The organism is Bradyrhizobium sp. SMVTL-02 (assembly GCF_051853005.1).
Taxonomy (GTDB): Bacteria; Pseudomonadota; Alphaproteobacteria; order Rhizobiales; family Xanthobacteraceae; genus Bradyrhizobium.
On sequence record NZ_CP182469.1, the window covers coordinates 4,934,729 to 4,958,516 of the forward strand.

General features: G+C 63.3%; 25 protein-coding genes, 1 tRNA gene and 1 pseudogene. 12 read left to right on the plus strand and 15 right to left on the minus strand.

What is annotated here, in order from left to right:
• The first annotated feature begins 35 nt into the window (after nucleotides 1–35).
• Nucleotides 36–1,247, plus strand: a complete 1,212-nt coding sequence (locus ACNJYB_RS23390; RefSeq protein WP_439368711.1) for an ABC transporter substrate-binding protein — start codon at nucleotides 36–38, stop codon at nucleotides 1,245–1,247.
• Between the two features lie 63 nt (nucleotides 1,248–1,310).
• Here ACNJYB_RS23390 and ACNJYB_RS23395 read toward each other — a convergent pair whose 3' ends face one another.
• The 4 genes from ACNJYB_RS23395 to ACNJYB_RS23410 all read right to left on the minus strand — a co-directional run bounded on the left by ACNJYB_RS23395 (nucleotide 1,311) and on the right by ACNJYB_RS23410 (nucleotide 4,041).
• Nucleotides 1,311–2,153, minus strand: coding sequence for a hypothetical protein (locus ACNJYB_RS23395; RefSeq protein WP_439368712.1), 843 nt, complete (start codon nucleotides 2,151–2,153; stop codon nucleotides 1,311–1,313).
• 205 nt (nucleotides 2,154–2,358) lie between these two features.
• Nucleotides 2,359–2,850, minus strand: a complete 492-nt coding sequence (locus ACNJYB_RS23400; protein ID WP_439368713.1) for an SRPBCC family protein — start codon at nucleotides 2,848–2,850, stop codon at nucleotides 2,359–2,361.
• The gene (locus ACNJYB_RS23405; protein ID WP_439368714.1) at nucleotides 2,850–3,233 is read right to left on the minus strand and encodes an ArsR/SmtB family transcription factor; all 384 of its coding nucleotides are present in this window, start codon (nucleotides 3,231–3,233) and stop codon (nucleotides 2,850–2,852) included. The genes ACNJYB_RS23400 and ACNJYB_RS23405 overlap by 1 nt, the downstream gene beginning before the upstream one ends.
• A 103-nt stretch (nucleotides 3,234–3,336) precedes the next feature.
• The gene (locus tag ACNJYB_RS23410) at nucleotides 3,337–4,041 is read right to left on the minus strand and encodes an SDR family oxidoreductase (protein WP_439368716.1); all 705 of its coding nucleotides are present in this window, start codon (nucleotides 4,039–4,041) and stop codon (nucleotides 3,337–3,339) included.
• A 108-nt stretch (nucleotides 4,042–4,149) separates the two neighbouring features.
• Here ACNJYB_RS23410 and ACNJYB_RS23415 point away from each other — a divergent pair, with 108 nt between their 5' ends.
• A complete protein-coding gene (locus ACNJYB_RS23415) occupies nucleotides 4,150–4,989 on the plus strand; it encodes a GNAT family N-acetyltransferase (protein WP_439375630.1) in 840 nt (279 codons plus the stop codon).
• 1 nt (nucleotide 4,990) lies between these two features.
• On the opposite strand, the gene ACNJYB_RS23420 is transcribed toward ACNJYB_RS23415, so the two are convergent.
• Nucleotides 4,991–5,461 (minus strand): hypothetical protein, encoded by a 471-nt coding sequence (locus ACNJYB_RS23420; protein WP_439368717.1) that lies wholly within the window; start codon nucleotides 5,459–5,461, stop codon nucleotides 4,991–4,993.
• A 1,197-nt stretch (nucleotides 5,462–6,658) separates the two neighbouring features.
• Between ACNJYB_RS23420 and ACNJYB_RS23425 the strand changes: the two genes are divergently transcribed.
• Nucleotides 6,659–8,512, plus strand: a complete 1,854-nt coding sequence (locus ACNJYB_RS23425) for an alkaline phosphatase family protein (protein WP_439368718.1) — start codon at nucleotides 6,659–6,661, stop codon at nucleotides 8,510–8,512.
• Between the two features lie 57 nt (nucleotides 8,513–8,569).
• Here the strand turns inward: ACNJYB_RS23425 and ACNJYB_RS23430 are convergent, their stop codons facing one another.
• Nucleotides 8,570–9,154, minus strand: coding sequence for a hypothetical protein (locus tag ACNJYB_RS23430; RefSeq protein ID WP_439368719.1), 585 nt, complete (start codon nucleotides 9,152–9,154; stop codon nucleotides 8,570–8,572).
• A gap of 392 nt (nucleotides 9,155–9,546) precedes the next feature.
• Between ACNJYB_RS23430 and ACNJYB_RS23435 the strand changes: the two genes are divergently transcribed.
• From ACNJYB_RS23435 to ACNJYB_RS23445, 3 genes are all read left to right on the plus strand, one after another.
• Nucleotides 9,547–10,206, plus strand: a complete 660-nt coding sequence (locus tag ACNJYB_RS23435) for a peroxiredoxin (protein ID WP_439368720.1) — start codon at nucleotides 9,547–9,549, stop codon at nucleotides 10,204–10,206.
• A 197-nt stretch (nucleotides 10,207–10,403) separates the two neighbouring features.
• Nucleotides 10,404–11,879, plus strand: coding sequence for a cryptochrome/photolyase family protein (locus tag ACNJYB_RS23440; RefSeq protein WP_439368721.1), 1,476 nt, complete (start codon nucleotides 10,404–10,406; stop codon nucleotides 11,877–11,879).
• A 66-nt stretch (nucleotides 11,880–11,945) separates the two neighbouring features.
• Nucleotides 11,946–12,233, plus strand: coding sequence for a histone (locus ACNJYB_RS23445; protein ID WP_439368722.1), 288 nt, complete (start codon nucleotides 11,946–11,948; stop codon nucleotides 12,231–12,233).
• A gap of 61 nt (nucleotides 12,234–12,294) precedes the next feature.
• Here ACNJYB_RS23445 and ACNJYB_RS23450 read toward each other — a convergent pair whose 3' ends face one another.
• The 3 genes from ACNJYB_RS23450 to ACNJYB_RS23460 form a co-directional block, all read right to left on the minus strand.
• A complete protein-coding gene (locus ACNJYB_RS23450; RefSeq protein WP_439368723.1) occupies nucleotides 12,295–13,032 on the minus strand; it encodes a hypothetical protein in 738 nt (245 codons plus the stop codon).
• A 95-nt stretch (nucleotides 13,033–13,127) separates the two neighbouring features.
• On the minus strand, nucleotides 13,128–14,000 hold the full coding sequence (locus tag ACNJYB_RS23455) for a DMT family transporter (protein WP_439368724.1): 873 nt from the start codon (nucleotides 13,998–14,000) through the stop codon (nucleotides 13,128–13,130).
• Nucleotides 14,001–14,094: 94 nt separating this feature from the next.
• Complete coding sequence (locus ACNJYB_RS23460; RefSeq protein ID WP_211413988.1) at nucleotides 14,095–14,541, minus strand: hypothetical protein; 447 nt, start codon at nucleotides 14,539–14,541, stop codon at nucleotides 14,095–14,097.
• A gap of 292 nt (nucleotides 14,542–14,833) precedes the next feature.
• Between ACNJYB_RS23460 and ACNJYB_RS23465 the strand changes: the two genes are divergently transcribed.
• Nucleotides 14,834–15,097 carry a hypothetical protein gene (locus ACNJYB_RS23465; protein WP_439368725.1) on the plus strand — a complete coding sequence of 88 codons (264 nt, stop codon included), beginning with the start codon at nucleotides 14,834–14,836 and terminating at the stop codon, nucleotides 15,095–15,097.
• A 30-nt stretch (nucleotides 15,098–15,127) separates the two neighbouring features.
• Here the strand turns inward: ACNJYB_RS23465 and ACNJYB_RS23470 are convergent, their stop codons facing one another.
• Entirely contained in the window at nucleotides 15,128–15,589 is a 462-nt protein-coding gene (locus tag ACNJYB_RS23470) for a host attachment protein (RefSeq protein WP_439368726.1), read from the minus strand.
• 320 nt (nucleotides 15,590–15,909) lie between these two features.
• On the opposite strand from ACNJYB_RS23470, the gene ACNJYB_RS23475 reads away from it, so the two are divergent.
• The gene (locus ACNJYB_RS23475; RefSeq protein ID WP_439368727.1) at nucleotides 15,910–16,179 is read left to right on the plus strand and encodes a hypothetical protein; all 270 of its coding nucleotides are present in this window, start codon (nucleotides 15,910–15,912) and stop codon (nucleotides 16,177–16,179) included.
• A gap of 428 nt (nucleotides 16,180–16,607) precedes the next feature.
• Nucleotides 16,608–17,579: a helix-turn-helix domain-containing protein gene (locus tag ACNJYB_RS23480; RefSeq protein ID WP_439368728.1), complete on the plus strand. Its 972-nt coding sequence runs from the start codon at nucleotides 16,608–16,610 to the stop codon at nucleotides 17,577–17,579.
• 280 nt (nucleotides 17,580–17,859) lie between these two features.
• On the opposite strand, the gene ACNJYB_RS23485 is transcribed toward ACNJYB_RS23480, so the two are convergent.
• Together ACNJYB_RS23485 and ACNJYB_RS23490 are read right to left on the minus strand one after the other, a co-directional pair.
• Complete coding sequence (locus tag ACNJYB_RS23485; RefSeq protein WP_439368729.1) at nucleotides 17,860–18,177, minus strand: hypothetical protein; 318 nt, start codon at nucleotides 18,175–18,177, stop codon at nucleotides 17,860–17,862.
• A 383-nt stretch (nucleotides 18,178–18,560) separates the two neighbouring features.
• Nucleotides 18,561–18,824: a DUF2786 domain-containing protein gene (locus ACNJYB_RS23490; protein ID WP_439368731.1), complete on the minus strand. Its 264-nt coding sequence runs from the start codon at nucleotides 18,822–18,824 to the stop codon at nucleotides 18,561–18,563.
• A gap of 662 nt (nucleotides 18,825–19,486) precedes the next feature.
• Here ACNJYB_RS23490 and ACNJYB_RS23495 point away from each other — a divergent pair.
• A complete protein-coding gene (locus ACNJYB_RS23495; protein ID WP_128944741.1) occupies nucleotides 19,487–20,530 on the plus strand; it encodes an IS110 family transposase in 1,044 nt (347 codons plus the stop codon).
• A 415-nt stretch (nucleotides 20,531–20,945) separates the two neighbouring features.
• A pseudogene (locus ACNJYB_RS23500) lies at nucleotides 20,946–21,188 on the plus strand (hypothetical protein); the annotation flags it as partial.
• A 565-nt stretch (nucleotides 21,189–21,753) separates the two neighbouring features.
• On the opposite strand, the gene ACNJYB_RS23505 reads toward ACNJYB_RS23500, so the two are convergent.
• From ACNJYB_RS23505 to ACNJYB_RS23515, 3 genes are all read right to left on the minus strand, one after another.
• Nucleotides 21,754–21,830: transfer RNA gene (locus ACNJYB_RS23505), tRNA-Arg, on the minus strand.
• A 137-nt stretch (nucleotides 21,831–21,967) separates the two neighbouring features.
• The gene (locus tag ACNJYB_RS23510) at nucleotides 21,968–22,465 is read right to left on the minus strand and encodes a hypothetical protein (protein WP_439368732.1); all 498 of its coding nucleotides are present in this window, start codon (nucleotides 22,463–22,465) and stop codon (nucleotides 21,968–21,970) included.
• 172 nt (nucleotides 22,466–22,637) lie between these two features.
• Nucleotides 22,638–23,210 carry a hypothetical protein gene (locus ACNJYB_RS23515; protein ID WP_439368734.1) on the minus strand — a complete coding sequence of 191 codons (573 nt, stop codon included), beginning with the start codon at nucleotides 23,208–23,210 and terminating at the stop codon, nucleotides 22,638–22,640.
• Nucleotides 23,211–23,395: 185 nt separating this feature from the next.
• On the opposite strand from ACNJYB_RS23515, the gene ACNJYB_RS23520 reads away from it, so the two are divergent.
• The gene (locus ACNJYB_RS23520; RefSeq protein WP_439368735.1) at nucleotides 23,396–23,782 is read left to right on the plus strand and encodes a VOC family protein; all 387 of its coding nucleotides are present in this window, start codon (nucleotides 23,396–23,398) and stop codon (nucleotides 23,780–23,782) included.
• Nucleotides 23,783–23,788 lie beyond the last annotated feature (6 nt).

Genomic DNA, 23,788 nt, shown 5'->3' on the forward strand with positions numbered 1-23,788 from the left:
ACCCATTCCAATCAACGATACAATTAGGAAACGCCATGCATCCCCTCCGCACGACATCCACCGCCATGCTGCTGACCGCACTGGCGCTCGCAGGTCCCGCCGCGCGCGCCGAGATCAAGGGCGACGCCATCCGCGTCGGCGTGCTCACCGACATGAACGGCGTGTTCGCGACCGCGATGGGCCCGGGCTCGGTCGAGGCGGCGCGAATGGCGGCGGAGGAGTTCGCCGGCAAGATCGACGGCAAGCCGATCGAGATCTTGCAGGCCGATCACCAGAACAAGCCGGACCTTGCGGCCTCCCTCGCCCGCAAATGGTTCAGCGACGGCGTCCAGGCAATCGCCGACGGCGGCAGCTCCGGCGCTGCGCTCGCGGTGCAGGAACTGGTGCGCGGCAACGGCAAGATCTTCCTCGTCTCCGGCGCCGGCGCCAACCAGCTTACCGACGACGCCTGCGCGCCGACCAGCGTGCAGTGGACCCAGGACGCCTATTCCACCGCGACCGCGGTCGTCTCCGGCATCATGCAGACCAGCAAGGAGCCATGGTTCTTCATCACCGGCGACTATGCCTTCGGCCATTCGATCGAGGCGACCGCGCGCGATCGCATCGCCGCCCTTGGCGGCAAGGTCGCCGGCAGCGTCAAGGCGCAGCTCGGCACACCCGACTACAGCTCGTTCCTGCTCCAGGCGCAGTCGTCAGGCGCGAAGATTCTCGCGATCAACGTCGCCGGCGACAATGCCACCGCGATCAAGCAGGCCGAGGAATTCGGCCTTGCTGCGCAGGGCATGAAGATCGTGCCGATGTCGTTTCAAAACGTCGACATCGAAGCGGTCGGCCTGAAGGCGACGCGCGGTGATCTCATCGTCACCTCGTTCTTCGAGGACGTCTCGCCGGCAGCACGGAAGTTCTCAGACGCGTTTTATGCGCGGCGCAAGGCGATGCCCTCCCAGATCCAGGCCGGCGTCTATTCCGCCGTGCGCCACTATCTGCAAGCGGTGAAGGATACCGACTCCGACGACGGCGGCGTCGTGATGGCCAGGATGAAGGCGACACCGGTGTCGGATGCCTATACCAGCAACGGCCGCATCCGCGAGGATCAGCGCATGGTGCACGATCTCTATCTGGTGCAGGTCAAGACGCCGGAGGAATCCAAGGGCCCCTGGGATTTCGTCAAGCTGGTCGCGACGATCCCGCCCGACCAGGCCTTCCGCCCGCTCGACCGCAGCAAATGCAGCCTGGTCGGCAAATAAAGTGTCTTCGAGCGAAGTGGATACCGGTTCGCGTGAAGAAAACGCGTCAAAACAAGAAGCAACTCAGGCGAGATAGCGCGTCAGATAGCCTTCCATCGCATAGAGCGCGCAGAGCGCGAGGCTCGACCACACTGCGGCGCTGAAATACAGGAACATCCAGGTCAGCTCGCCCTTCCAGTGCGCGATGTCGTGGGTCACCACCCAGCGCGTCGAGACGTCATGCAGGCCTTCGAGCAGGCCGAGAAACCTGTTGCCCTCAGCGTGCCCTGCGCGCCAGCGGCTGAGATACATCGGCACGTCGACGGTGACGAGGAAGGCGAGGAAGCAGGCGATGCCGACGATGCCCGACATCAGCGCCCAGCGCACCACGCCCTGGAATTCCGGCACCAGGCGGCACAGCGCGATTCCGGCAAGGAAGAAGGTCACCGCCCACAGCGAGTTTTCGATCGCGTTGTAGAGGAAGTTGGTCGTTACCACCGCGTACCAGGAGAAGCACTCCGCGATGATGATGATGGGCACGATCACGAGCGCGATGTTCACCGCGGTTTCCGCACCGGTCATTTGACCCAGCTGATGCAGGATGATCGCCCATTGCGCGACGAAGCAGAGCTCGGCCACGGTCGCAACGGTGCGGCCGACGACGACGCTGGAGAGCCAGGTGTCGAACAGGCAGATGCGCTGCACGTCCGCGCGCGGCAGCACGGATCTGAAGGCACAGCCGAACACGTAGCCGGCGCAGAGCAGGAACATCAGTCCGATGTCCGAGCCTCCACCGACGCTGCTCGCAACCGTCGGATAGAACTCGCGGTACAGCATGAACCAGACGAGGATGTTGGCACCGCTCACAAGCGTCAGCGACCCCCACCACCATGCGAGGGGATTTGACCGCGCCCGCCACTGCAACATGATGAATCGCTCCGCTGTAATCGACGTGACATCTGGCGGTAGCAATTCTGTCATAATTCAGTAGCGCGACGCGACAGAAATCGATGTCATGATACTGTCATAATAGCGCTGCGCGCTGTCATGATCCCGAGAGCGGCTGCGTTCCTCCATTTCAAAGTTGATTCCGGGAGCGCCGATGCGGAGCCCCTGGAATCATGCGACGGACTTACCTCTTCATCCCACCCAGATACGCCGCGAGCTTGTCCAGCGTCTGATAGCCGTATTCGACCGCGCCGAAGCCGATCATGCCATCGCGCTGCTCCGTGCTCGAGGCCAGTTGCCGCATCATCAGCACGGTCTTGCCATTGCTCTGCTCGGCGAAGGTGACGGTGAAGCGGAACATGCCGGGATCCTCGTCCTGGTCGACGCCGTGGTCCATCTCCATCAGCGACGGGCGCTCGATCCGCCGGAAACGCATGCGGTTCGGATAGACCGCGCCGTCGGGACCGATCATGTTGAAACGCCAGACGCCGCCGACGCGGACGTCGATCTCGAAGGTCTCGACCCTGAAGCCTTTCGGCCCGAACCATTGTGGCAGGTGCTTCGGGTCGGACCACGCCTCGAACACCAGATCGCGCGGCGCGTCGATTACGCGCGACATCACGATCTCGCGGTCGAGCGACCATTGCGAGAGGGCGGGATTGGCAGAATTCGTCATCACTCGGAACCTTTCTTCTTGGTTTTACGCGACGGCCGCTTGGCGGCCGCCCTCTCCTTCTTCAGCTTCATCACATAGGCTTCGAACCGGTCGAGCCGCGCCTCCCAGATCGCGCGCTGCTGCTGGAACCAGTCCTCTGCGCCGACAAGTGCGTCCGGGCTGAGCCGGCACGTGCGCACCCGGCCCGATTTCTCCGACTGCACCAGCCCGCTCGTCTCCAGCACGTGGATGTGTTTCATGAAACTCGGCAGCGCCATGTCGAAGGGATCGGCAAGCTCGCCGACCGACGCTTCGCCGGCGCACAGCCGCATCACGATCGCCCGCCGCGTGGGATCGGCGAGGGCTGCGAAGACATGGTCGAGTCGGTCGAATTGGTTAGCCATGCAGCTAACTATAGACCTCGGACCCTGAATGTCAATGATTGTTAGCCTCTCGGCTAAGTTTAAAGCGCGTCGCGACAGGGTGCGGCGGAATCCGCGCGCCGTGTCAGACCGAGCGCGTCAGTCCGCCGTCGACTCGAATGTTCTGGCCGGTGATGTAAGCCGCACCGTCGGACGCCAGGAACGCGATCGTCGCCGCGATCTCCTCGACCTTGCCGTAGCGCTGCATCGGCACGCTGTCGCGGCGCGCATCGGTCTGCGGCAGGCTGTCGATCCAGCCCGGCAGCACGTTGTTGATGCGGATGTTGTCGGCGGCATGGGTGTCGGTGAAGATCTTCGTGAACGCGGCGAGCCCGGCGCGGAACACCGCGGAGGTCGGAAACATCGCGCTCGGCTCGAACGCCCAGGCGGTCGAGATGTTGATGATGGCCCCGGCCTTCTGCGCCTGCATTACCGGCGTCACCAGCCGGGTCGGACGGATCACGTTGAGCAGATAGGTGTCGAGGCCGGTGTGCCACTGCTCGTCGGTGATCTCCGTGATCGGCGCGCGCGGCCCGTGGCCCGCGCTGTTGACGAGCACGTCGATGCGTCCCCATTTGGCAAGCGCACCATCGACGAGGCGCTTTAGATCGTCGTTCGACTTGTTGGAGCCGGTAATGCCGAGGCCGCCGAGCTCGGCCGCCAGCGCCTCGCCCTTGCCGGAGGACGACAGGATCGCGACGCGAAATCCGTCCGCCGCCAGCCGCCGCGCAGCCCCTGCCCCCATGCCGCTGCCGCCGGCGGTGACGAGTGCGACCTTCTCTGCTGCCATGACCGTTCATCCCTTGAGTTGAGTTGAGGCGAGCCCGAGGCCCGGCCTATCATGAAGCGCTTCTACCGCCGGACCGGCCGGCAGGTCCACCGCCCGAAGGCATCCGTCATGAGCGAATTGCAGATCCGCAGCCTGCGCCCGGAGGAGATCTCGCTGGCCGTCGACTGGGCCGCGGCCGAAGGCTGGAATCCGGGCCTGTCGGATGCCGCCTGCTTCGCGATTCCCGATGCGCAAGGCTTCCTCGTCGGCGAGATCGACGGCGCGCCGGTCGCGACCGTCTCCTGCGTCAATTACGATGACCGTTTCGCCTTTCTCGGCTTCTACATCGTGCGCTCCGACCTTCGCGGTGCGGGCCACGGCCTGCGCATCTGGAATGCGGCGATCGCGCATGCAGGCGGCCGCGTGATCGGGCTCGATGGCGTCGTCGCACAGCAGGACAATTACAAAAAGTCCGGCTTCCAGCTTGCTTATGCCAACATCCGCTACGGCGGGATCGTCGCCGCGCCGAAGCCGCCCGTCGGTGTCATCGCGCTCGACAAAGTCCCGTTCGCACTTGTCGAAGCCGACGATGCGACGGTCTTCCCGGCTGCACGCGCGGCCTTCCTACGCGCCTGGATCAACACACAAGGTCACGTCGGCCACGCGCTGATGCGCGACGGCAGGCTCGCGGCATGGGGCGTGATCCGGCCATGCCGGACGGGCTGCAAGATCGGCCCCCTCGTCGCCGACGATCGCGCGGCGGCGGAAGCGATCGTGCGGACCCTGCTGGCGAGTGCAGGCGGCGGCGAGATCTTCCTCGACACCCCCGCCGTCAATGGCCAGGCCATCGCACTGGCGGAAGGACTCGGCCTCGAGCCGGTGTTCGAGACGGCGCGAATGTACACGGGGCCGATCCCGCCGCTGCGGATCAATCGCGTCTTCGGCGTGACCAGCTTTGAACTCGGCTAGCTCAGTAGCAGCGCATGATGTTGACGGTGTGCTCGCCACCGCCACGGCCGGGCACCGTCACCTGCTCCGTCGGGCAGTTCGGCACATAGGGCCGGTCGGACGGCACCACGTTCGGCGGGAGGCGATGCGCCCAATCCCAGGGCACGTCATAGGTGTAGGTGTAGCGCACGTCGTTGGAGGGCGGCTGTCCGGCATCGAGGAAGGGCGGGCTGTACGTCGCACCGTCGTAGAGAAACCCGCCTCCGCCCGGCCAGTAGACGAAGGCATTGTTGCGGCGGTGGAAGCGCGCCCCCGGCGCGATCGGCGGACGCGCAGCAGTCGGCCGGACGGCAGCGCCAGCCAAGGCCGGCGCGGCACCGGCCGGCCTGGCAAAACTGTCGCTGGGGCCAAGGAGCAGCGCGGCCGCGCTGAGCGAGGCAAATAGCGCCGCAAACGATCTGCCAAGGGCTCTGCGATGTGATCTGGACATCATGATACGCACCAACTCGTTTGGCTTCGCTGCTCCCCACCACACGCTAGGCCGGGCTGACGCCCGGCCGCAAACGTATAATTAATTGTTGGTTAAGGCACGCAATTAACGGGAAACAGGCTGCGGCAGAACGCCCGGAATTCCAGGTCAGGTTTCTGCGCTCGCGACAGCCCCGCGTCCGCTGCGGCGCGATCTCACCGGGAATCGGCCCGCCCCGGCCCGACGGTGAAGCCGGCACAGGCGCTGGCGTCTGATCCGCTTGTGCCGACCGCGCCGGAATAACCACAAGTCCTTGCGCAGCCCGGCGGGCGAAACACCCAAGCCCGGGGTCAAGGGACTGGCATCGAAATATTCTCTTTATTCGAATTCGGATTTTTGTTAGAACTTCTTCACTCCGGCCCGAGGAAGAGGGGCGTATCGCGATCGTCACGAACGCGGGCCGGGCGGCGGTGGACGCAGATGGCGTTGGCGCGAAGAGCTTTGCAGGGCGGGAAACCGTGAGCGAAGTCGGCGCGCATACGACCGGTGCCATCAGCGTACGGCAAAATCGTGTGGTCCTGACGCCCGGGGTCTGTGCGTCAAGTCTTGCGGTGATGTTGCGGCCCGACCGGGCCCGCGCATCAGTCATCTACAAGGCGACGGGGGCAATAGTGCATCGCTCCCCGGGGAGTTCACGACATAAGCCGTAAAACCACTGCACAGGGAAGGCCGGATGTTTGGCTACACCTGTATGCCGCTGTGCAAATTCTTTGTTGCCACCTTTCGCACAGTGGACCGTGGGTGCCCGGCCGGCACCCGGTCTTCCCTGCACCCTCTTTCGCTGGGGGCAGCCAAGCAAAGCTCGGGCGAAATGCGCCGCGAGGATGCGAAGGTATGTCTGCGAATGGCAATGCGAATTGAACAAGCGATGCTGCCACCACGTCATTGCGAGGAGCCCTTGCGACGAAGCAGCCCAGAGTCCCTCCGGAGGCACTCTGGATTGCTTCGCTGCGCTCGCAATGACGATGTGGATGCAGGTGTGCGCGAAAACTTGGGTCTCGCGACCCGGACGCTGTGCGCTGCGTCCCGTCCGGGACACGGCAGGCCCCATCCCCTTGGATCGGCAACAGGCCCTTGTAACAAAACCGTCATGCAGCAAAACTAAACGATTGCCGGGGGCCGCGGTCGGCGGCCATGCCGCCTCACCGCCAGGAGACTTCCATGCGCCGCTCACTGCTGTTGCTGTCCGCCGGACTGACAGTGCTGTCCACCGGACTTGCTTCCGCCCAGAACAATACCCCGCGCAACCTGATCCTGTTCATTCCGGACGGTCTGCGTGCCCTGAAAGTCACCCCTGACACGGCCCCCGCGATGGCCGAGCTCCGCGACAAGGGCGTCAACTTCAAGAACCCGCATTCGCTGTTCCCGACCTTCACCATGGCCAACGGGTCGGCGATGTCGACCGGCCATTATCTCGGCGACACCGGCGTGTTCTCCAATACGATCTGGACCAACTACACCTCGGTCCCGGCCGGTGACACCGTGGTCCCCTTCATCGAGAACGATGCCGTGCTCGGCGACATCGACGAGCATTTCAAGGGCGACTATCTCAACGAAGAGACCATTCTGAAGATGGCCCGCGACAAGGGCTACAGCACCGCCGCGCTGGGCAAGCATGGTCCGACCTACCAGTTCGACCACACCGACAAGCCCGAGAAGGCGGGCCTGCATTCGATCGTGTTCGACGACGCCACCGGCGGCAAGAACGGCGTCGCGCTCTCGGACGAAGTGATGGCGGCGCTGACCAAGGCCGGCCTGCCCCTCGCCACGCCGCCGCGCGGCGACAATTCCAAGGCGGGCGATGCCAAGACGCCGGGCACCACGGTCGCCAATGTCGCGCAGCAGGCCTATTTCGCCGATGTCGCCACGAAGGTGGTGCTGCCGATGTTCAAGGCGCGCAACAAGTCGTTCGTGCTGGTGTTCTGGTCGCGCGATCCCGACGGCAGCCAGCACAACACCGGCGACAGCCTCAACCAGATCCTGCCCGGCATCAACGGGCCGACCTCGATGGCCGGCATCAGGAACGCCGACAGCAACCTCGCCCAGCTCCGCAAGGCGCTCGAGGAGCTCGGCCTTGCCGCCTCGACCAACATCATCGTCTCGGCCGATCACGGCTTCTCGACCATCTCCAAGGAGAGCAAGACCAGCCCCTCGGCCAAGGTCAGCTATGACGATACGCCGAAGGACTTCCTGCCGATGGGCTTCCTGGCGCTGGACCTTGCGAAAGCACTCGACCTGCCGCTGTTCGATCCCAACGACAAGAATGCGAAGATCGAGGGCAACAAGCATCCCAAGGCCGGCAACGGCGTGCTCGGCAAGGATCCGGAAAAGCCCGACCTCGTCGTCGCCACCAATGGCGGCTCGGACCTGATCTATCTCCCGAGCAAGGACAAAAGGCTGGCGGCGAAAACCATCAAGGCCCTGCTCGAGCAGGATTACGTTTCCGGCCTGTTCGTCGAGGACTCGCTCGGCCGCTTCCCCGGCACCCTGCCGCTGTCTAGCATCAATCTGCGCGGCAAGTCGGCGACGCCGACGCCGTCGATCGTCGTCAACTTCCGCTCCTATGCCAGCGATTGCGGCGAGGCGCCGACCAATTGCTCGGTGCAGGTCGCCGACACCGTGCTGCGTCAGGGCCAGGGCATGCATGGCAGCTTCAGCCGCGGCGACACCATGAACTTCATGGCCGCGATCGGTCCGGACTTCAAAGCCGGCTTCGTCGACCAGCTGCCGGTCAGCAATGCCGACGTGGGCATGACTGCCGCGCAGCTCATGGGCCTGAGCGGCGCACATAACGGGGGCCTGGTCGGCCGGGTGATATCGGAGGCCCTGCCCAACGGCATCGTGCCGAAAGCGTACAAGGCGGTTGAGAAATCCAAGATGTCCGAGAACGGCCTTCAGACCGTGCTCAACGTCCAGCGCGTCGGCAGCCAGCGCTATTTCGACGCCGCGGGCTTCCCGGGCCGCACGCTGGGCCTCGAGCTCGAGGCCGGCAAACAAAAAACGGCGGGGAAATAACCCCGCCGCTTCGCTCGCGCCCCGCAAGGGGCGCGAAAATCCTACATGCCCGGAACCTTACATCCCAATGTCGAACACGTTCGGCAATTGGCCCGCCAGGGGCAGCGCGGTGGCGCCGAGGAACGTCGCCACCATCGCCATCAGGCGGCGGTTGTTCTGGCGCTTGCCGCGCATCTGGCCGGCGATCCATTCCAGCATCTCGCTGTTGACCTTGGAGGCGTAGGACGGCGCCCAGCTCTCGATCTCGGCATCGGCCGAGAGCGCGACGCTGCGCGGCGGCACTTTCAGGCCCGACGCGCTTGCGGCGTAATGGGCAACGGCCTTGGCGAGCAAATCGTCGAAGCGGCCGCCATCGGTGCGCTCGGTCGCGGCCTCGTTGATCTCGAACAGGACTTCGGCTTCAGCGCGGCTGACCGGCTGGTCGTTGACGGCGTTCGCGGTCAGGATACGGGCGCACCAGGCGGTGTCATCGGCATCGAGCGAGCGGGAAAAGTGGACCCGGCCCTTGGTGGTCGGGCCTTCGCCCGTGATCACGCCGTCGCGCACGATGGAGAGTGCATGGGCCGCGGTATCGCGGCAGGACGGTTCGAGGGACGGCGACTCACCGGACTTATCAACGGATTTGGGCGCAGCGGCAGACATAGTTCACTTCCAGATTTCTTCTGATCGGCCAGCATTTTCATGCCGGCGTAAAGGGGTGGTTAATGATTCGATACGGGGATCACGACTTTTCTCAATGGTTGCCGATTAGTCGTTACGAGGACCATCTCGGTTCCGGAGAGCGTCGGGCGAGCGTGATGCGGGTCATAAAAGGCTTTATCGGGGCAATCGAGACCGCGTGGCCCCGGTGGAGATGTTTCGCCGCACGTGCGGCTGTAACAGAAAAGTGCTAGGAGATCGGCTCTTCAGAGAAGAAATTCACATTTTACTTGAAGCGGTTCAGTCAGCGTTCACTTAAGCCTGCCAAGCCCCTATAGTGGCGGCAACGGCCCGAGAAAAATTATCCAGTAGATTCAATAAGATGAGGTAGAACCATGACACTTCCGATCGGCACCACCGCCCCCGACTTCGAAGCCGAGACCACCGAAGGGAAGATCAAGTTCCACGACTGGATCGGCAACAGCTGGGCCCTCCTGTTTTCGCACCCGAAGGACTTCACGCCGGTTTGTACGACCGAGCTCGGCACGCTCGCCAAGCTGAAGCCGGAATTCGACAAGCGCGGCGTCAAGCTGATCGGCCTCTCGGTCGATCCGATCGATCGCCATGCCAAATGGGCCGAGGACATCAAGGAGACGCAGGGCGCCGCGCCGAACTATCCCTTGATCGGTGACACCGACTTCAACGTCTCGAAGCTCTACGAGATGCTGCCGGCCTCGACCTCGGGCGATCCCCTCACCCGCACCCCGGCCGACAACCAGACCGTCCGCAACGTCTTCATCATCGGACCTGACAAGAAGATCAAGCTGGTGCTGGTCTATCCGATGACCACGGGCCGGAACTTCCAGGAGATCCTGCGCGTCATCGACTCGCTCCAGCTCACCGCCAAGCACCGCGTCGCCACCCCGGCCGACTGGACGCAGGGCGAGGACGTCATCATCGCGGGCTCGGTCTCCAACGACGAGGCCAAGACGATCTACCCGCAGGGCTGGAAGGAGCCGAAGCCTTACATCCGCATCGTGCCGCAGCCCAAATAGGCCAACGTCATCCCGGGGCGCGCAATGCGCGAACCCGGAATCCCGAGATCCCACGGTGCGCAAATTGCGCACCTGAGGTCTGGTCGTTCGGACCATCCCGGGATGACTGCGTCGAATTACGCCGCGCGCACGCGGTCGAGAAAGCTGTCGACCTCGGCTTTCAGGTGCAGACGACGGTTCACAGCGCCGCGAGTGGCATGCTTTCCAAATCGCAAACGAGGTCCCGCCTGACCACGCCAAGCTCGCCGCCCATCATCGTCTGGTTTCGCGAAGACCTTCGCCTGTCCGACCATCCCGCCCTGAACGCCGCCGCGAAATCCGGCGCGCCGCTGATCTGCCTCTACGTCCTCGACGACACGATCGGACGCGCCCCGGGCGGCGCGGCGCGCTGGTGGCTGGCGCAATCGCTGCGAACGCTGAGCACCGAGATCGCCGCGCGTGGCGGATCGTTGATCCTGCGCCGGGGAGCTGCCGTCAGGCTCATCCCCGATCTGGCGCGCGAGAGCGGCGCCCGCGCCGTTTACTGGAACGGGATCGCGCAGGCTCCGCATCAGGCGGTTGAGCGGCAGCTCGAAGCTGCGCTTTCAAAGCTCGGCGTGGCCTCGCAAAGCTTCCCCGGCGATCTCCTGGTTTCGCCCTCGGCGATCCGCAACAAGGAAGGCCGCGGCCTGCGCGTGTTCACGCCATTCTGGCGGCGGGTACTGTCGCTGGGCGACCCGCCAAAGCCTCTGCCCGCGCCGAAGGAGCTGGGTCCGGGCGAGAAGATCGCGAGCGAGGCACCGGAGAGCTGGAAGCTCGAGCCGAGCAAGCCCGATTGGGCCGGCGGCCTGCGCGAGACATGGACGCCGGGCGAGGCCTCGGCTCGCACGCGCCTGCGCGATTTCCTCGAGCACACCGCCCGGACTCATATCAGCGACCGCGACCGGCCGGACCGCAATGGCACCTCAGGCCTTTCGCCGCATTTGCGGTTCGGCGAGCTCAGCCCGCGACAGGTCTTTCACGCCGCGCGGTTCGCCGCGGCCGAGGATGCGGCGCTCGGGCCCGGCGTCGAAAAATTCCTGACCGAGCTCGGCTGGCGCGAGTTCTGCCGGCACCTCCTCCACGATCATCCGAACCTCGCCACCGACAATCTGCAAACGAATTTCGACGGCTTCCCCTGGAAGCCGGACAGAAAGGCGCTTGCCGCCTGGCACCGCGGGGCTACCGGCTATCCGATCGTCGATGCGGGCCTGCGCGAGCTTTGGCACACCGGCGTGATGCACAACAGGGTGCGGATGGTGGTGGCGTCCTTCCTGGTCAAGCATCTCCTGATCGACTGGCGCAACGGCGAAGCCTGGTTCTGGGACACGCTGGTCGATGCGGATGCCGGCAGCAATCCCGCCAACTGGCAATGGGTCGCCGGCTGCGGCGCCGACGCCGCGCCCTATTTCCGCGTGTTCAATCCACAGCTGCAGGGCGAGAAGTTCGATCCTGACGGGGCCTATGTCCGGCGCTGGGTGCCGGAGCTGAAAGCCCTGCCGGCGAAGTTGATCCACCAGCCCTGGCAGGCGACGCCGATCGAGCTGGCGAGCGCCGGCATCACGCTCGGCAAAACCTATCCGCGACCGATCATCGATCATGCAAGGGGACGCGAGCGGGCGCTCGCTGCCTACGCAAAGATCCGCAAAGGTTGAGCGTTGCTTTGACACAATTAGGAAACCCGCTATCGTCATCACACCATACAAACCGTGGGGGACGATATGGACGACGAGAAGCCGATCACCGAGCAGACGATGGAGACGATAACCAACGCCGTTGAAGCGACGAAGGATGCCGCAGTTACCGCCGTCAAGAAGGTGAAGAAAGCCGCCAGGAAGGTCGCGAAGAAAGTCGCACCGAAGAAGGCAAAGAAGGCCAAGACCTCTTCGAAGAAGGCAGCCAAGAAGTCGTCGAAGAAGGCGGCCAAGAAGAGCGGGAAGAAGGCGGTGAAGAAGTCCGCGAAAAGAGGCGCCAAGAAGAAAAAGAAGGCCGGGAAGTCCAAGCGCTGAGCGCAGCACTCAGGGCAGGTCTCCGGGTGCGGGCGCGCCCGGAGATGGCTCCTCTCCACCCTCACTTTTTGGCGGCGCGCCGGCCCGGGTGATGCTCGCCTTGCGGATCTCGGAATTCGCTGCGATGACCGCGCCGGTCCTCGCGATTGAAGCGCCGCCGCTTTGCCGGCGAGCCGAACGCCTTGACCACCTTCCTGCCGTTGACCTTCTTGATGACGTAGCCTCCCTCGGTCATCGAGAAGGGCTCCTTCAGCGTCCCCTTGTGGTCGAACTTGGTGCCGCGCGGATGCTGGAACGGCTCGAACCAGGACGGATAGACGAAGTTCGACATCTCGAAACGGCCGACGCGGAAGGAGTCCTCCTCCACGGCGTCGCAGACCTCATAGGCGTATTGGGTGTTCGGGTTCTTGTCGGCCCAGAGATTGGCCATCGGGTCGAGCACCATCTCGAACAGCTCATGCGAGGCCGCCACGCTGAGCGGCTCATCGCCCAGCGCCTTGACGAAGATCTTCGAGATCGGCTGACCGCGATGGGTCAGCTCGTGGCGGCCCAGCATCTTCTTGTGCGAGGCGTCGTCGAAATAGACGAGTTGCCAGTCGCTCGGCCTCGGCTTCCGGGTGACGTAAAGGTCGACAGGATAGCCCCATATCGGGAGGAAATGCCTGTCGTAGCATTTTTGCAGTGCCGCGGTGAGCTCGGCCATTTTGCGGCCGCTGATCGACTCCTCCGCGTAGTTGATGCAGGCAATGCGGACCGGCTTCAGGGACCGGCCAAGCAGCGCGGGTCTGGCCTTCTTCATGGAAATCACCCCGTGAAAGGGAAAGCTGAATGCAGCCAGCCTAGCACGCCGCTCCGCGCACGTCAGGGATGTATTCCGCCGCCGCGCCTGCCCGACTAGAACCGCCGGTTGACCACGAACACCGCGGCTGCGCACATCGCCATGCCCGCGATTGCCAGCCCATCGAGTTTTTCGCCGAACAGCAGATAGGCCATCAGCGCGGTCACCGCGGGCACGAGGTAGAACAGGCTCGCCACCGACGTCGCCGCAGCGTGGCGGATCAGCCAGTACAGCAGCCCGATCGATCCGATCGAGAGCGCGACCGCGAGCCAGGCCAGCGCGAGCACGAACTCCCGCGTCCAGTGCACCACGCGGTCCTCGAACAGGAAGGCGCCGATCGCGAAGAAGATGGTGACGGCGACGTATTGCACGAGATTGCCGGCGCGCCAGTCGATGTGATTGCAGTAGCGGCGCTGATACAGCGTGCCGAGCGTGATGGAGATCAGCGAGACCACCGATGCAAGCCAGCCGAGCCCGGCCTCCCCTGTCATCGGACGGTTGTGCAGGATCATCACCACGCCGCCGAGACCGAGCAAGAGGCCGCCCCATTGCACCGGCGTCACCTTTTCGCCGAGCCAGCGGTTGGCGATGGTCGAGGTCAGGATCGGCTGAAGGCCCGGAATGAGCGCGGAGAGCCCGGCCGGAATCGAATGCGCGATCGCGATCGCGGTGCCTCCGAGATAGAAGCCATGGACGAGGATGCCGGCGACCGCGCTGTGCGCGATGCCAATCCGGTCAGGCCATTTCGGCCGGGCAATGCCTGCGATGATTACCATCAGGCCGACCACGATCGCCATGCGGATCGCGAGATAGGTCAAGGGATCGGCGTTGTTGACGACGTATTTGGTGCCAATGAATCCGGTGCTCCAGAGCAGCACGAACAGGATCGGCGCGGCGCGGGCGGTCAGGGCTTCTTGATTATGGTTCATTGCCGCCTCATTGCCCCATGGGGGCCTATGCGGCAATGCGAATTTCTTGGCGGGCGATGCTGCGCTGCGACGGACGGCGGCTCAGCTCAGCCGCTCACCATTCTTCCGGGCAGGGATCGATGATCTTCCAGAGCTCGACACCGTTCTTGATCTTCTTCATGTCGGTGGTGAGCCCGCCATTGCGGCGGATCCAGTCCTTCACCGTGTCGGGGTAGTAGGACATCAGGTCGGACGTCCCCTCCGCGCTGGTGACCTTGATGCCGAAGGTGAAGGCCTTGTCGTAATAGGCCTGGTGGAAGCCGAGGCTGGCCCGGGGGGTCACACAGATCTTGTTCATCGGCACCATACCGAGCACAAGCGTGCAGGCCGAGTTGCAGATGCCGTCGATGATGACGCGCTCGCCCTTCTCGCGGACGCGCTTATACTTGGCCTTGTACTCCTCGACATAGCCCCCGTGGTCGCGGGTGATGTGCAGTTCGGCTCGCGCCGGCGTCGTGGCGGCGAAGCAGAGCAACAGCAGGCTCAGAAGCGTGATGCGCATGGCAAGGTGACGGTGAAACCTTCAGGAATGGACCGGCCTCGAAGGACCCCCAAAGGGCCGGAAACAGGATTCTAAACCGAAGTCTCTTTGGTCATAGTTGTGTGGGGAATTCGTTAAGCATCCCGAAAAGGCCAAAAATGGGCAGCCTTCGCCCTCACTTCCGGGCAATTCTGTCACACTCACTCCGGAATCTACGGGTTTGGCTCCGATTTGAGGCCTGCGGACGGGTGTCCTCACCGCTCGAAATGGCTATAAACGGCTAGCCTATTCGCGCGGGTTCCGGAGAATCGAGATGAGCAAGTTGAAGCTTGTAGCCGCAGTTGCCGCCCTGTCAGCCGCAATCCTGACCCCTGGCTTTGCGGAGGCACGGGGACACCACCGGTATCACCGCTATTACACCAACCCGCTGCCCTACCCGATCAGCTACCTGCACAATTACGGCCCGGGCCTCACCCCCGGGACCTTCGCCTATTACGACGGGCCTGCGACCAACCACTGCTACCAGAGCTCGGCCACCTATATCGGCCAGGACCGCCGCCGGCACCCCTGCTACTGAGAGACACCGGCGCGTCCGCTGCGGGCGCCCCTATTTCGCGGCGCCCGACCGCAACAACTGCCTCTCGATCTCATAGACGGGCAGCTTGACGAGGTCCTTGCCTACCTCGCCGTGAAGTGCCTTGCGCACCACGTCGGAATAGTCCGCGCGGATCATGCCGAGCGCCCGTGGCGAGGCCACCATGGTCAGGGCCGAGGTCTCGCCCGAGCTGACGGCGGCGTCGAGCCGGCCGGCGAGGCTGCGCAGGAAAGCGCGCTCGGCCTCGTCGTGCCAATCGGTCTGCTCGACCGAGCTGCGCGCGCCGCCGGCCGCGCCGTGCAGCCGGCCCGGCGCATCGCTTCCTTGTGCGCTGGTCGACGGATTGGGCTGCTCATGCACCTCCCTCGTGTGGAGGTTCGGAAACATCTCGTCGCCGAGGTTTTCCAAAATGAGCGCCTTGCGCCCATCGCAAACGACCAGCCAGTCACCCTTCTCAATTCTCATCTTGCCCATTGCACAGCTCCAAACAACAGTGGGCTCCGGACCGATGCGAACCGCCGGACGCGCTTCGCATTCCGCGAAGGACTGCCCACGGCGACGAAACTAGGGACGAAGCCGCCGGCGCGACTTGCGCAGGATCAAGGATCGTGGCGGTGTCAGGCAAGGCAGGCGCAGCATGGCCAGTAGCGCAAAGCTCAGGTAGTCTGATGGAGCTGGATCAGGCCCGCGGCGGAGTGGCCGAAGATCTGTTCATCAGCATTACATTTCGGTTCCGCCACAATTTGATCAGAACAACTTCGATATCCTGTATTGCGTAAGCGGAGGAAGATATCATGAAGCTTAAGATTGGCCTCGTCGTCGCGTCCATGTTCGGTGCCCTTGCGGCATCGCCGGCGGCGTCCGCCATGCCCGTCGCGCCTGCACCTGTCGTCCCTGAGGTCTCCAACGTCGAGCAGGTCCGCATGGTCTGCGACGCTTGGGGCCGCTGCTGGTGGCGTCCGAACTATTATGGCCCGCGGCCGTATTACGGGCCCCGCTATTATGGGTATGGGCCCCGGGTCTACGGACCACGCTATGGATACTACGGCTACCGCCGCTGGTGATCAGAAGGGGCCCCCGGGGCCCCTTCGCTTCTGCGAGATCGCCCGTTCGGCGGACTATTCCAAAACTGATCTGGATCAAAGTGGAAATCCGCGGCGCCATTCTACGCCGATGGCCGATTTGATCGTTTTTCGCTGCTCCCAGACGGGCATGAACGTGCAGACGCATCTGGAAAAGCAGCAGCGCCCCGAAGGGCGGAGCTTCGAGTCCGTCGCCTGTTCCGCTTGCACGCGCCTTCATTTCATCGACCTCGCGTCCGGGCAATCAATGAGGCGGGACTGTTGATGGTGGCAATGATCAGACGACGTCATGGCATGATGTCCGCAATACTACGGCCCGGAATCCGATTTACTGAAGCGGAGTGTTTCGCCATTGATGGCAATGTACTGGCGTTCATTTCATTGTCACATTGCAGCAGTCGGCCAGACGCATGTTCGACGCCCTCGTCCCGTCCTCCGCGCTTCAGCTGATCGGCTTTGCCGATGTCGATGCCTTCCGGCCTATCGAGTCGATGGAGGATGCGAGAAGCATTCCGCTCGACGTCCAGAACTTCGCGGCCGCCCGCGCCGTCGTCTCCCTGCCGGCATGCCGCATCATCGTGATGCGGTCCTTCGCGCGCATCCTCGACACCGCCTATCGGATGCCCGGCGGCATGGTGATCCTGCCCATGACTGACGACCTTCAGGTCAATTCCAGGGGCATGGATCTCGACGCCCGCTTTTTCGTGGCGCTCCGCGGCAACGACGAGTGTCATTTCGTCGAGCCCCGGACCAATCATTATGCGATGATCATCCTCTCGCCCGGCGTGAAAGACCGGGGCTGGTTCGATCACGCCGACGATTTGCGAGCCTATGTCGCCAACCGGGCCGCCCTGCTCCATACGCGCCAGCTTGTGCTCGACATCCTGCGAACCGCGTCGGTGCAGCCGTTCCTGTTCGAGACCACCGAGGCCGCCGCCCATCTCCAGGAAGGCCTGCTGCTCGCGCTCGACGATCTGTTTCGGATCGCTGGAGGCCCCGACCGGAGCACCTCGGTCCAGGGCGGCCGGTCGACCAGGCTGGTGCAGCGGATCGATGACTACGTGGCGGCCTATCCGACCGCTCCGATCTACACGGCCGATCTCGCCGGTGAGTTCGGCGTCTCGATCCGGACGCTCAGCGGGGCCGTCAGCAAGGTGCGCGGCATGAGCCTGCACCAGTACATTCGGTTGAAACGACTGTGGGCGACCCGGGCCCGGCTCCTGAAGGGCGGCGGTGCTACCGTCGCCACCTGCGCGCGCGCCCAGGGCTTCCACCACATGGGCGAGTTCGCGGCGGCCTACCGTGCGACCTTCCACGAGTCCCCCTCGGACACGCTGGCGCGCGGGCGGCAGAGCCGGGTTTCGGCAGGCCGAGGCTGCTAGATTCGAACCAGCGTGATTTCAATGACTTAAGTTGATTATGTTGCAACGGTGCTGCTGGCGGCACGAAGCCATTTTCCTGGCGGCTCGAAGCATGCCTGAAACAAAGCAGGCCTAGCGTTTCATTATTGGACGAAGGGGGATTGCCATGTGGGCATTCATTGACAGTCTGTACCGCGAGTTTTGCCTGGCCCGGCTCCAGGAGATGAGGAAGCTCGAATCGACGCTGTAATAGCGGCGGCCTTCCGGCTCCGTCATCAGCCTGTGGCATAGCCGTTGCATCCTAAACGCCAACTGGGATTTCAGTGCTCAGTTTGAAAATAGGCGGTGCCGAGACACGTATTTCGAGCTCGGCACCGCTCTTTTCGGGGCTCAAAGGATCGGGACTTAGCTCATGGCTTACGACGCAGCCACGGTGCAAATGCTTCGTGATGTTCTCGACGAAGTTCTCTCGAGCCCGACGTTTACCCTTCAGCGTCAGAGGACTGCAGTAGAGGTCGCCGAGCGCGTGCTTAAGCTCGCTGCCCAGGGAGAGCGTCACCCCGAGAATATCAAGCGGCACCTGAGGAACGAGTTTCTTACCGCGGATATCCAGCGGCACTGAGAGACCCGCTCGCAGGTCGCCTCGGCCGCAGCTCGCGCACGTCGCGTGTCACTGCGCGTGTGAGCGGCGTCACTTTCCTCGCTGCTACCCAGTCCATTGCCGCGCCACTCGCGAACCAAGAAGGACGACCTTGCAGCTATGCGGGTGGCCCGGTCGATTCCACGAATCGGTGGCGGTCGAGCAGTCGATGTACTCGTGGTAATCGGGATTACCGACTATTCGCGTGCGCTGGGTTGGCGTGCCGGGGCCGACTCGCGTGTCGCTTGGTGGCGTGCTCGGCGTGTCGACTCGCGCCGAGTGCGCCGCGTGGCTTGGTGGTTGGCTCGTCGTGCCCGGGTTGCTCCTGCCGACGAACCAGCAGAGAATCAGCAGAACGAGGATCACGGCCCCGCCAACCTTCGGAGCCAGACGCCGACCGCAATCCAGATGCCGACGATGCGGCCGCGTTGCACAGCCATGCCAGCCTCCTCTGCCGTCCGCTGCCGATAGAGTAGGCTCAGATCGCCCTCGTCCATCCCATACTTGGTCATGAGTTCGGCGATCTTGGCGGCGGCGGATGCCGCCTCCTCCAGCGTGCAGCCTGCGCCGGTCGTCATCTTCCGCAGCTTCTTGATCCTGGCTTTCGCTAGCTCCCTGCCGATCATTTAAACTTCCCCCTGGAGGACTTGCCGGTGGTGGTGCGTGCCTCACCGGCAAATTGATCCCACCACGTCACGATCTCCTCCCACTCGGGCGGATTCCATGTCGCGAGGGCGTCCTCGGAGGAGAGCGGTTTTCACAAGTCGACCATGTTGGGGATGATGACTGACCTAACCAACTGGATCACGATGAAGAACGCGAGGATTCGGATGCGCGCTTTTACACGCCGCGCTGGGATGGTCCCTTGCTATTACACGCCAAACATTTGTTAAGATAGGCCAAAGTGCCGCGCCCGAAGCGCGGTACGATGGCTCCGAATCCGAGGCAGGCCGATGGTCGCGAGATTCAGCACGCTTGAGGTGCGTGGCGGCCCTTCGTTAAGGGCATGAAAAAGACCGGCGGCCGCGGTGAATGTCCAGAGCAAAGCGATCAAGGAGATGATTGCCGCCGCGGCGCGTGGGCTGGGCGGGCCGCCCCGACTGATTGAATGGGCCAAGGAGGACCCGAAAAACGAGTACGCGTTCTGGGTCCATATCTGGCCGAGGTTACTGCCGCTGCAAATCGCGGGCTCGGGTGCCAACGGCGAACTCGAGCTAATGGCATGGACCACGCCCGCTCTCAGCGGCAACGTGCAGCCCGGCGGGGGGCAGCAGCAGGAGCGCAAGCCATGTCGAATACGAACCTTGTCACAATCGGCATCGATCTCGGGAAGAACACATTCCACGTCGTCGGTCTCGATGCCACAGGCGCAATTACGCTACGCAAGAAGCGGTCGAGAAATCAGCTTGACCAGTCGCTGGGCAATATTCCGCGTTGTCTGATCGGAATGGAGGCGTGTGCAGGCGCACATCATCTGGGGCGCAGGCTCGAGAAATTAGGCCATCAAGTACGGCTCTTGCCGGCGCAGTACGTCAAACCATACCTCAAGGGTCACAAGAATGACTTTCGGGATGCTGAAGCGATCGCCGAGGCCGCTCAGCGGCCGACAATGCGGTTCGTTCCAGTGAAGTCAGCCGAACAACTTGATTTACAGGCACTACACAGAGTTCGCAGTCGATTGGTGACGCAGAGAACGGCGGTCATCAATCAAATCCGGGGCTTTTTGCTTGAGCGAGGGCTACCAGTGCGGCAGGGAGCGGCAGCACTCCGACTGGCACTTCCTCAGATTCTCTCAGCGCCAAACGACAACTTATCGCCTCGCGTGATCCAGCTCATTCAGGACTTGGCCGAGGACTGGCGCTATCTCGACCGACGGGTCGCGTCAATGACGAAAGAAATCGACGAACTCGCTGATCAAGATCCACACTGTCGCCGCCTAATGAGTGCGCCCGGCGTCGGGCCGATCATCTCAAGCGCGATGGTCGCCGCCATCGGAACCGGTGATGCCTTCCATAAAGGCCGAGACTTTGCAGCATGGCTTGGTCTGGTACCAAAGCAAATCTCGACCGGCGATCGAACCATTCTCGGGCGCATATCGAGGCGCGGTAATCGGTACCTGCGAACGCTGTTTATTCAAGGTGCCAGAGCCGTACTTCTGCAGCGTCAGAGTTGGCCTCGGCATGGCTTCGCAGCCTGGTTAGAGGCAGCGTCGAAGCGGCTCCACTCCAATGTCTTGGTTGTTGCCCTGGCCGCAAAACTTGCGCGCATGGCCTGGAGCATGCTCGCAAAGGGCCGTGACTACGACGCCAACCTCCTGGGCCGCACCGCATAAGAAACAGGGCCGGAAAGGAAAATCCAAGGTCGGGATCAGAAGGCACAATAACCCGCCGAGGTTTGCGAGACGGAAAGGACGAATGGAGAAACGGTTCCACCGACACTTCTGAAGCCTGGTTCGACTCCATGGCCCTTCTTGAGGCCGGCGAGTTATTGAGGACAGAAGTGAGCGGATATCCATGATGGCTCGGGGCAACAGCCCCAAATTGAAGCCGGATAGATTGGCGCAAACCGCTTCATCCCTTTGTCGATTCCTCTTGCAACGCGGGCGTGGTCCATAGATCGGCGTCAAGGTCGGCGGCGGCGGCCGGTCTTACGCTACCTGAGCCGGTGCTGAACGATGCCGGGGAGCCTGTCGTCAACAACGCCGGGCAACCGGTCATGCGAGAGGTGGCCAAGTACGGCCGCACTCTCTCCTTCACGCCTGCGCGTCCCTCTGGATCGAGAACGGCATGAACCCGAAGCGTATTCAGATCCTCATGGGCCACAGCACGATCCAGATGACCTTCGACACCTATGGCCATCTCTTTCACGATGTGGAGGCCGACCAGAATGCTGCAGAGGATATTCAAGCCGGGCTTTTGGGGTCGTCCAGAGAGCGACGCAACTGTTCGCTGTTTGATTTCGACCCTCAGTATGAAGGAGGCCGCCAATGAGCGGCCCCCTTTAAACGCGCTGGTTATGACTTACCAGTGGTGATGCCGCCAGCCGTAGTGATGACCGCGGCCTCTGCCCCATCCGTAGTGATGGCCTCGCCCGCCATGATGGCCCCAGCCGTGGCCGCCGCCATGACCATGACCGCCTTTAACTTGTATAACTTCGCTATCCGAGTTTCCCAGCGTACTTGGCGACGCCGCCGGCATCGCTGACGCTGATACGATTGAATAGAACGAGGGTGCTGGCAGCAAACCCACTAAGCAGTAGCCGCTTCATCTGACATTTTTCTCCGATGTGGCGCCGCATTGGCGACCGAAGTAGTCAAGCTGGACGAAGATTCGAAGTTCCCCCTTCGGCCGGGAAAACTTGGCAATAACCGGCTGCCTTGAGCGCGCCTGCTCGCAAGAGCAGACCGCGAATTGCCATCTCGCGCCCGTGTTGCGTGGAGTGATTGATAGTCGTTAGTAACCCGTTGATTTCGTTCGTATCGATTTGCAGCAACGCGCAACACGAAAAGAGCCGGCAGAACGAATCTGGTGCGGCATAAGTCATCCAGCGAATGGCTGGCGCGCTCGGAGAGATTCGAACTCCCGACCCTCGGAATCGAAATCCGATGCTCTATCCAGCTGAGCTACGAGCGCCCCGTTAGCCACGAAGCGCCAGACCCCGGCTGGCAAGCCAGCGCACCGGGCGGCGTTCGGACAGGTTCGAATTAGCAGAGAGGCTGGCCAATAAAAAGCCCTTCCCGCCTCCGCGGAGGCGGGTCGCAGCGGGCTTGTCACCAGGTCGTGTTGAAGAGGCCGAAATGCGGTTGCTGGGCCACCATCATCGGCCGGCCATACTGCGGCCCACCGAACTGCGGCCCACCATAATACTGCGGCGCCGGATGCGCTCTAGCGACCTTACGCTTGGGCTGAGCCTGGGCCTGCGGCTTCCTGGCGACGTCGGGCTTCGAACCAGGGGTAAACTGGGCGAAGGTCTCGCGCACCCGCGCCTTGGCCGACATCTCCGCGAGGGCCGCTGCCGACGCGGTATCCGGCGGCTGCGGCGCCGCGACAGCGGTCTTCACCGCAGGCAGGGCAATCGTCGGCTGGCTGGTATCGAGCACGACACGTTCGGGCAAATGGCGATCGGACCGGATCCGGATCGTCGGCTGGTCGTTGCTTGCGCTCGCGACGACTGGCGTCACCGGCGAGGCCGGCACAACGAAGTTCACTGCAAACAGCAGTGCGAGCAACGCTCCGCCGACAAACACGAAATACCGAAAAATGGGCATTGGCCGCACTCCGCCCCCCGCAATCCCCGCGTGGGCTCTCCGCCTTAACAGGCGATACTCTGATTGGTTCCTGGCCCTGCCCTTTGGTTCAAATGGCGACGCCAAGTTTTTTGGCCAAGGCCAGAACAAGCCCTGAAACGGTAACTTTTCCGCTACCAAAGAACGCCGCCCGCTAAGCCCGCCGTGCGGCAACCAGCGAGCACTTCGCCTGGTCGGCATTAACGTTGACGTAGCCGACCGAAATGCGCGCGAAGGTCTTGCGGCTCTTCATGCTGACGGTGTCAGGCAACACGCGGCTGCGAGCGGTGAGAGGCGTGCCGTCGCGACGCACGAAAGCGCAGCTGATCTCGACATCCCTTACGGCGTAGTCATTGTCGTTTCGCAGCGTGAACGTCACCAGCGCTTTCGAGCCGAGGCCACCACGACGCCAGGTCTGCGATGAAATCCTGAGACGATCGAGTTCTGCTGCAGCGGAAGCCGGGACATCGGCCGCCGGCGAGACCGCCGCGGCGGCATCCCCCGGAGCAGCCGGCTCGACAACGGCCATATCCGACCTGATCGGCTCGGTGCTGTGCCCCCTGGAGAACGGCAGCAGCATCCAAATGCCCCCACCGGCGATGACGGCCGCCAGCAGCCACAGCAAGCCTCGGCCGAACGAGACGCTCGCGACCGTCATGACCCGTGCGAGTCGCTCGCCGGTCCCGGCCCAGCGTCGTAATCCGATCCGGTCAAACCTGGCGCTCATGGATGCACCACTGAGGGCGGCCGAACTGCGTTTGCACGATGAACAGACTACCGCTTACCTCAACCCGGAAGAGGAACTAAGGTTCCCGCGCGTCAGGCGAGTCGGCAGGGACGTGGCGACAACCGGCCGGTGGCGCTAGTCTAACATGCGCCACAACATCGCGAGACCCGTTGGGAGACTATGAAATGCCAATCGCCGTCACTTGGGATCACGTCCATCTGCGCAGCCCCGATCCGGAGGCTACAGCGGCCTGGCTGCGAGAGATCCTCGGTGGCGAGATCGTGCGCGCGCCGGGACGGATCGACGTGAATCTCGGCGGCGCCAAAATCTTCATCGCGCCGCTCGAGGGCGACAATGCGGTCAATCCGCCGCCCCCGCACCCGCATCAGGGTCTCGACCATTTCGGTCTGACGGTGAAGGACATCGACACTGTGGCGGCCGAGATCAAGGCCAAGGGTGTCACCTTCACGCGCGAGCCGACCACGATCCGACCTGGCGTGCGCATCTGCTTCATCCGCGGCCCCGAAGGTATCTCCATCGAACTGCTCGAGCGCGACAAGAAATACACCTGACGCTGC

Excerpts from the sequence above, each read along its gene's own strand:
- ACNJYB_RS23515 (WP_439368734.1), bottom strand. The coding sequence starts at position 23,210 with ATGAGCGCCAGGTTTGACCGGATCGGATTACGACGCTGGGCCGGGACC.
- ACNJYB_RS23470 (WP_439368726.1), bottom strand. The coding sequence starts at position 15,589 with ATGGGCAAGATGAGAATTGAGAAGGGTGACTGGCTGGTCGTTTGCGAT.
- ACNJYB_RS23450 (WP_439368723.1), bottom strand. The coding sequence starts at position 13,032 with ATGAAGAAGGCCAGACCCGCGCTGCTTGGCCGGTCCCTGAAGCCGGTC.
- ACNJYB_RS23395 (WP_439368712.1), bottom strand. The coding sequence starts at position 2,153 with ATGTTGCAGTGGCGGGCGCGGTCAAATCCCCTCGCATGGTGGTGGGGG.
- ACNJYB_RS23465 (WP_439368725.1), top strand. The coding sequence starts at position 14,834 with ATGAGCAAGTTGAAGCTTGTAGCCGCAGTTGCCGCCCTGTCAGCCGCA.
- ACNJYB_RS23490 (WP_439368731.1), bottom strand. The coding sequence starts at position 18,824 with ATGATCGGCAGGGAGCTAGCGAAAGCCAGGATCAAGAAGCTGCGGAAG.
- ACNJYB_RS23475 (WP_439368727.1), top strand. The coding sequence starts at position 15,910 with ATGAAGCTTAAGATTGGCCTCGTCGTCGCGTCCATGTTCGGTGCCCTT.
- ACNJYB_RS23390 (WP_439368711.1), top strand. The coding sequence starts at position 36 with ATGCATCCCCTCCGCACGACATCCACCGCCATGCTGCTGACCGCACTG.
- ACNJYB_RS23440 (WP_439368721.1), top strand. The coding sequence starts at position 10,404 with ATGCTTTCCAAATCGCAAACGAGGTCCCGCCTGACCACGCCAAGCTCG.
- ACNJYB_RS23480 (WP_439368728.1), top strand. The coding sequence starts at position 16,608 with ATGTTCGACGCCCTCGTCCCGTCCTCCGCGCTTCAGCTGATCGGCTTT.
- ACNJYB_RS23435 (WP_439368720.1), top strand. The coding sequence starts at position 9,547 with ATGACACTTCCGATCGGCACCACCGCCCCCGACTTCGAAGCCGAGACC.
- ACNJYB_RS23400 (WP_439368713.1), bottom strand. The coding sequence starts at position 2,850 with ATGACGAATTCTGCCAATCCCGCCCTCTCGCAATGGTCGCTCGACCGC.
- ACNJYB_RS23420 (WP_439368717.1), bottom strand. The coding sequence starts at position 5,461 with ATGATGTCCAGATCACATCGCAGAGCCCTTGGCAGATCGTTTGCGGCG.
- ACNJYB_RS23425 (WP_439368718.1), top strand. The coding sequence starts at position 6,659 with ATGCGCCGCTCACTGCTGTTGCTGTCCGCCGGACTGACAGTGCTGTCC.
- ACNJYB_RS23495 (WP_128944741.1), top strand. The coding sequence starts at position 19,487 with ATGTCGAATACGAACCTTGTCACAATCGGCATCGATCTCGGGAAGAAC.
- ACNJYB_RS23510 (WP_439368732.1), bottom strand. The coding sequence starts at position 22,465 with ATGCCCATTTTTCGGTATTTCGTGTTTGTCGGCGGAGCGTTGCTCGCA.
- ACNJYB_RS23405 (WP_439368714.1), bottom strand. The coding sequence starts at position 3,233 with ATGGCTAACCAATTCGACCGACTCGACCATGTCTTCGCAGCCCTCGCC.
- ACNJYB_RS23445 (WP_439368722.1), top strand. The coding sequence starts at position 11,946 with ATGGACGACGAGAAGCCGATCACCGAGCAGACGATGGAGACGATAACC.
- ACNJYB_RS23460 (WP_211413988.1), bottom strand. The coding sequence starts at position 14,541 with ATGCGCATCACGCTTCTGAGCCTGCTGTTGCTCTGCTTCGCCGCCACG.
- ACNJYB_RS23410 (WP_439368716.1), bottom strand. The coding sequence starts at position 4,041 with ATGGCAGCAGAGAAGGTCGCACTCGTCACCGCCGGCGGCAGCGGCATG.
- ACNJYB_RS23455 (WP_439368724.1), bottom strand. The coding sequence starts at position 14,000 with ATGAACCATAATCAAGAAGCCCTGACCGCCCGCGCCGCGCCGATCCTG.
- ACNJYB_RS23430 (WP_439368719.1), bottom strand. The coding sequence starts at position 9,154 with ATGTCTGCCGCTGCGCCCAAATCCGTTGATAAGTCCGGTGAGTCGCCG.
- ACNJYB_RS23415 (WP_439375630.1), top strand. The coding sequence starts at position 4,150 with ATGAGCGAATTGCAGATCCGCAGCCTGCGCCCGGAGGAGATCTCGCTG.
- ACNJYB_RS23520 (WP_439368735.1), top strand. The coding sequence starts at position 23,396 with ATGCCAATCGCCGTCACTTGGGATCACGTCCATCTGCGCAGCCCCGAT.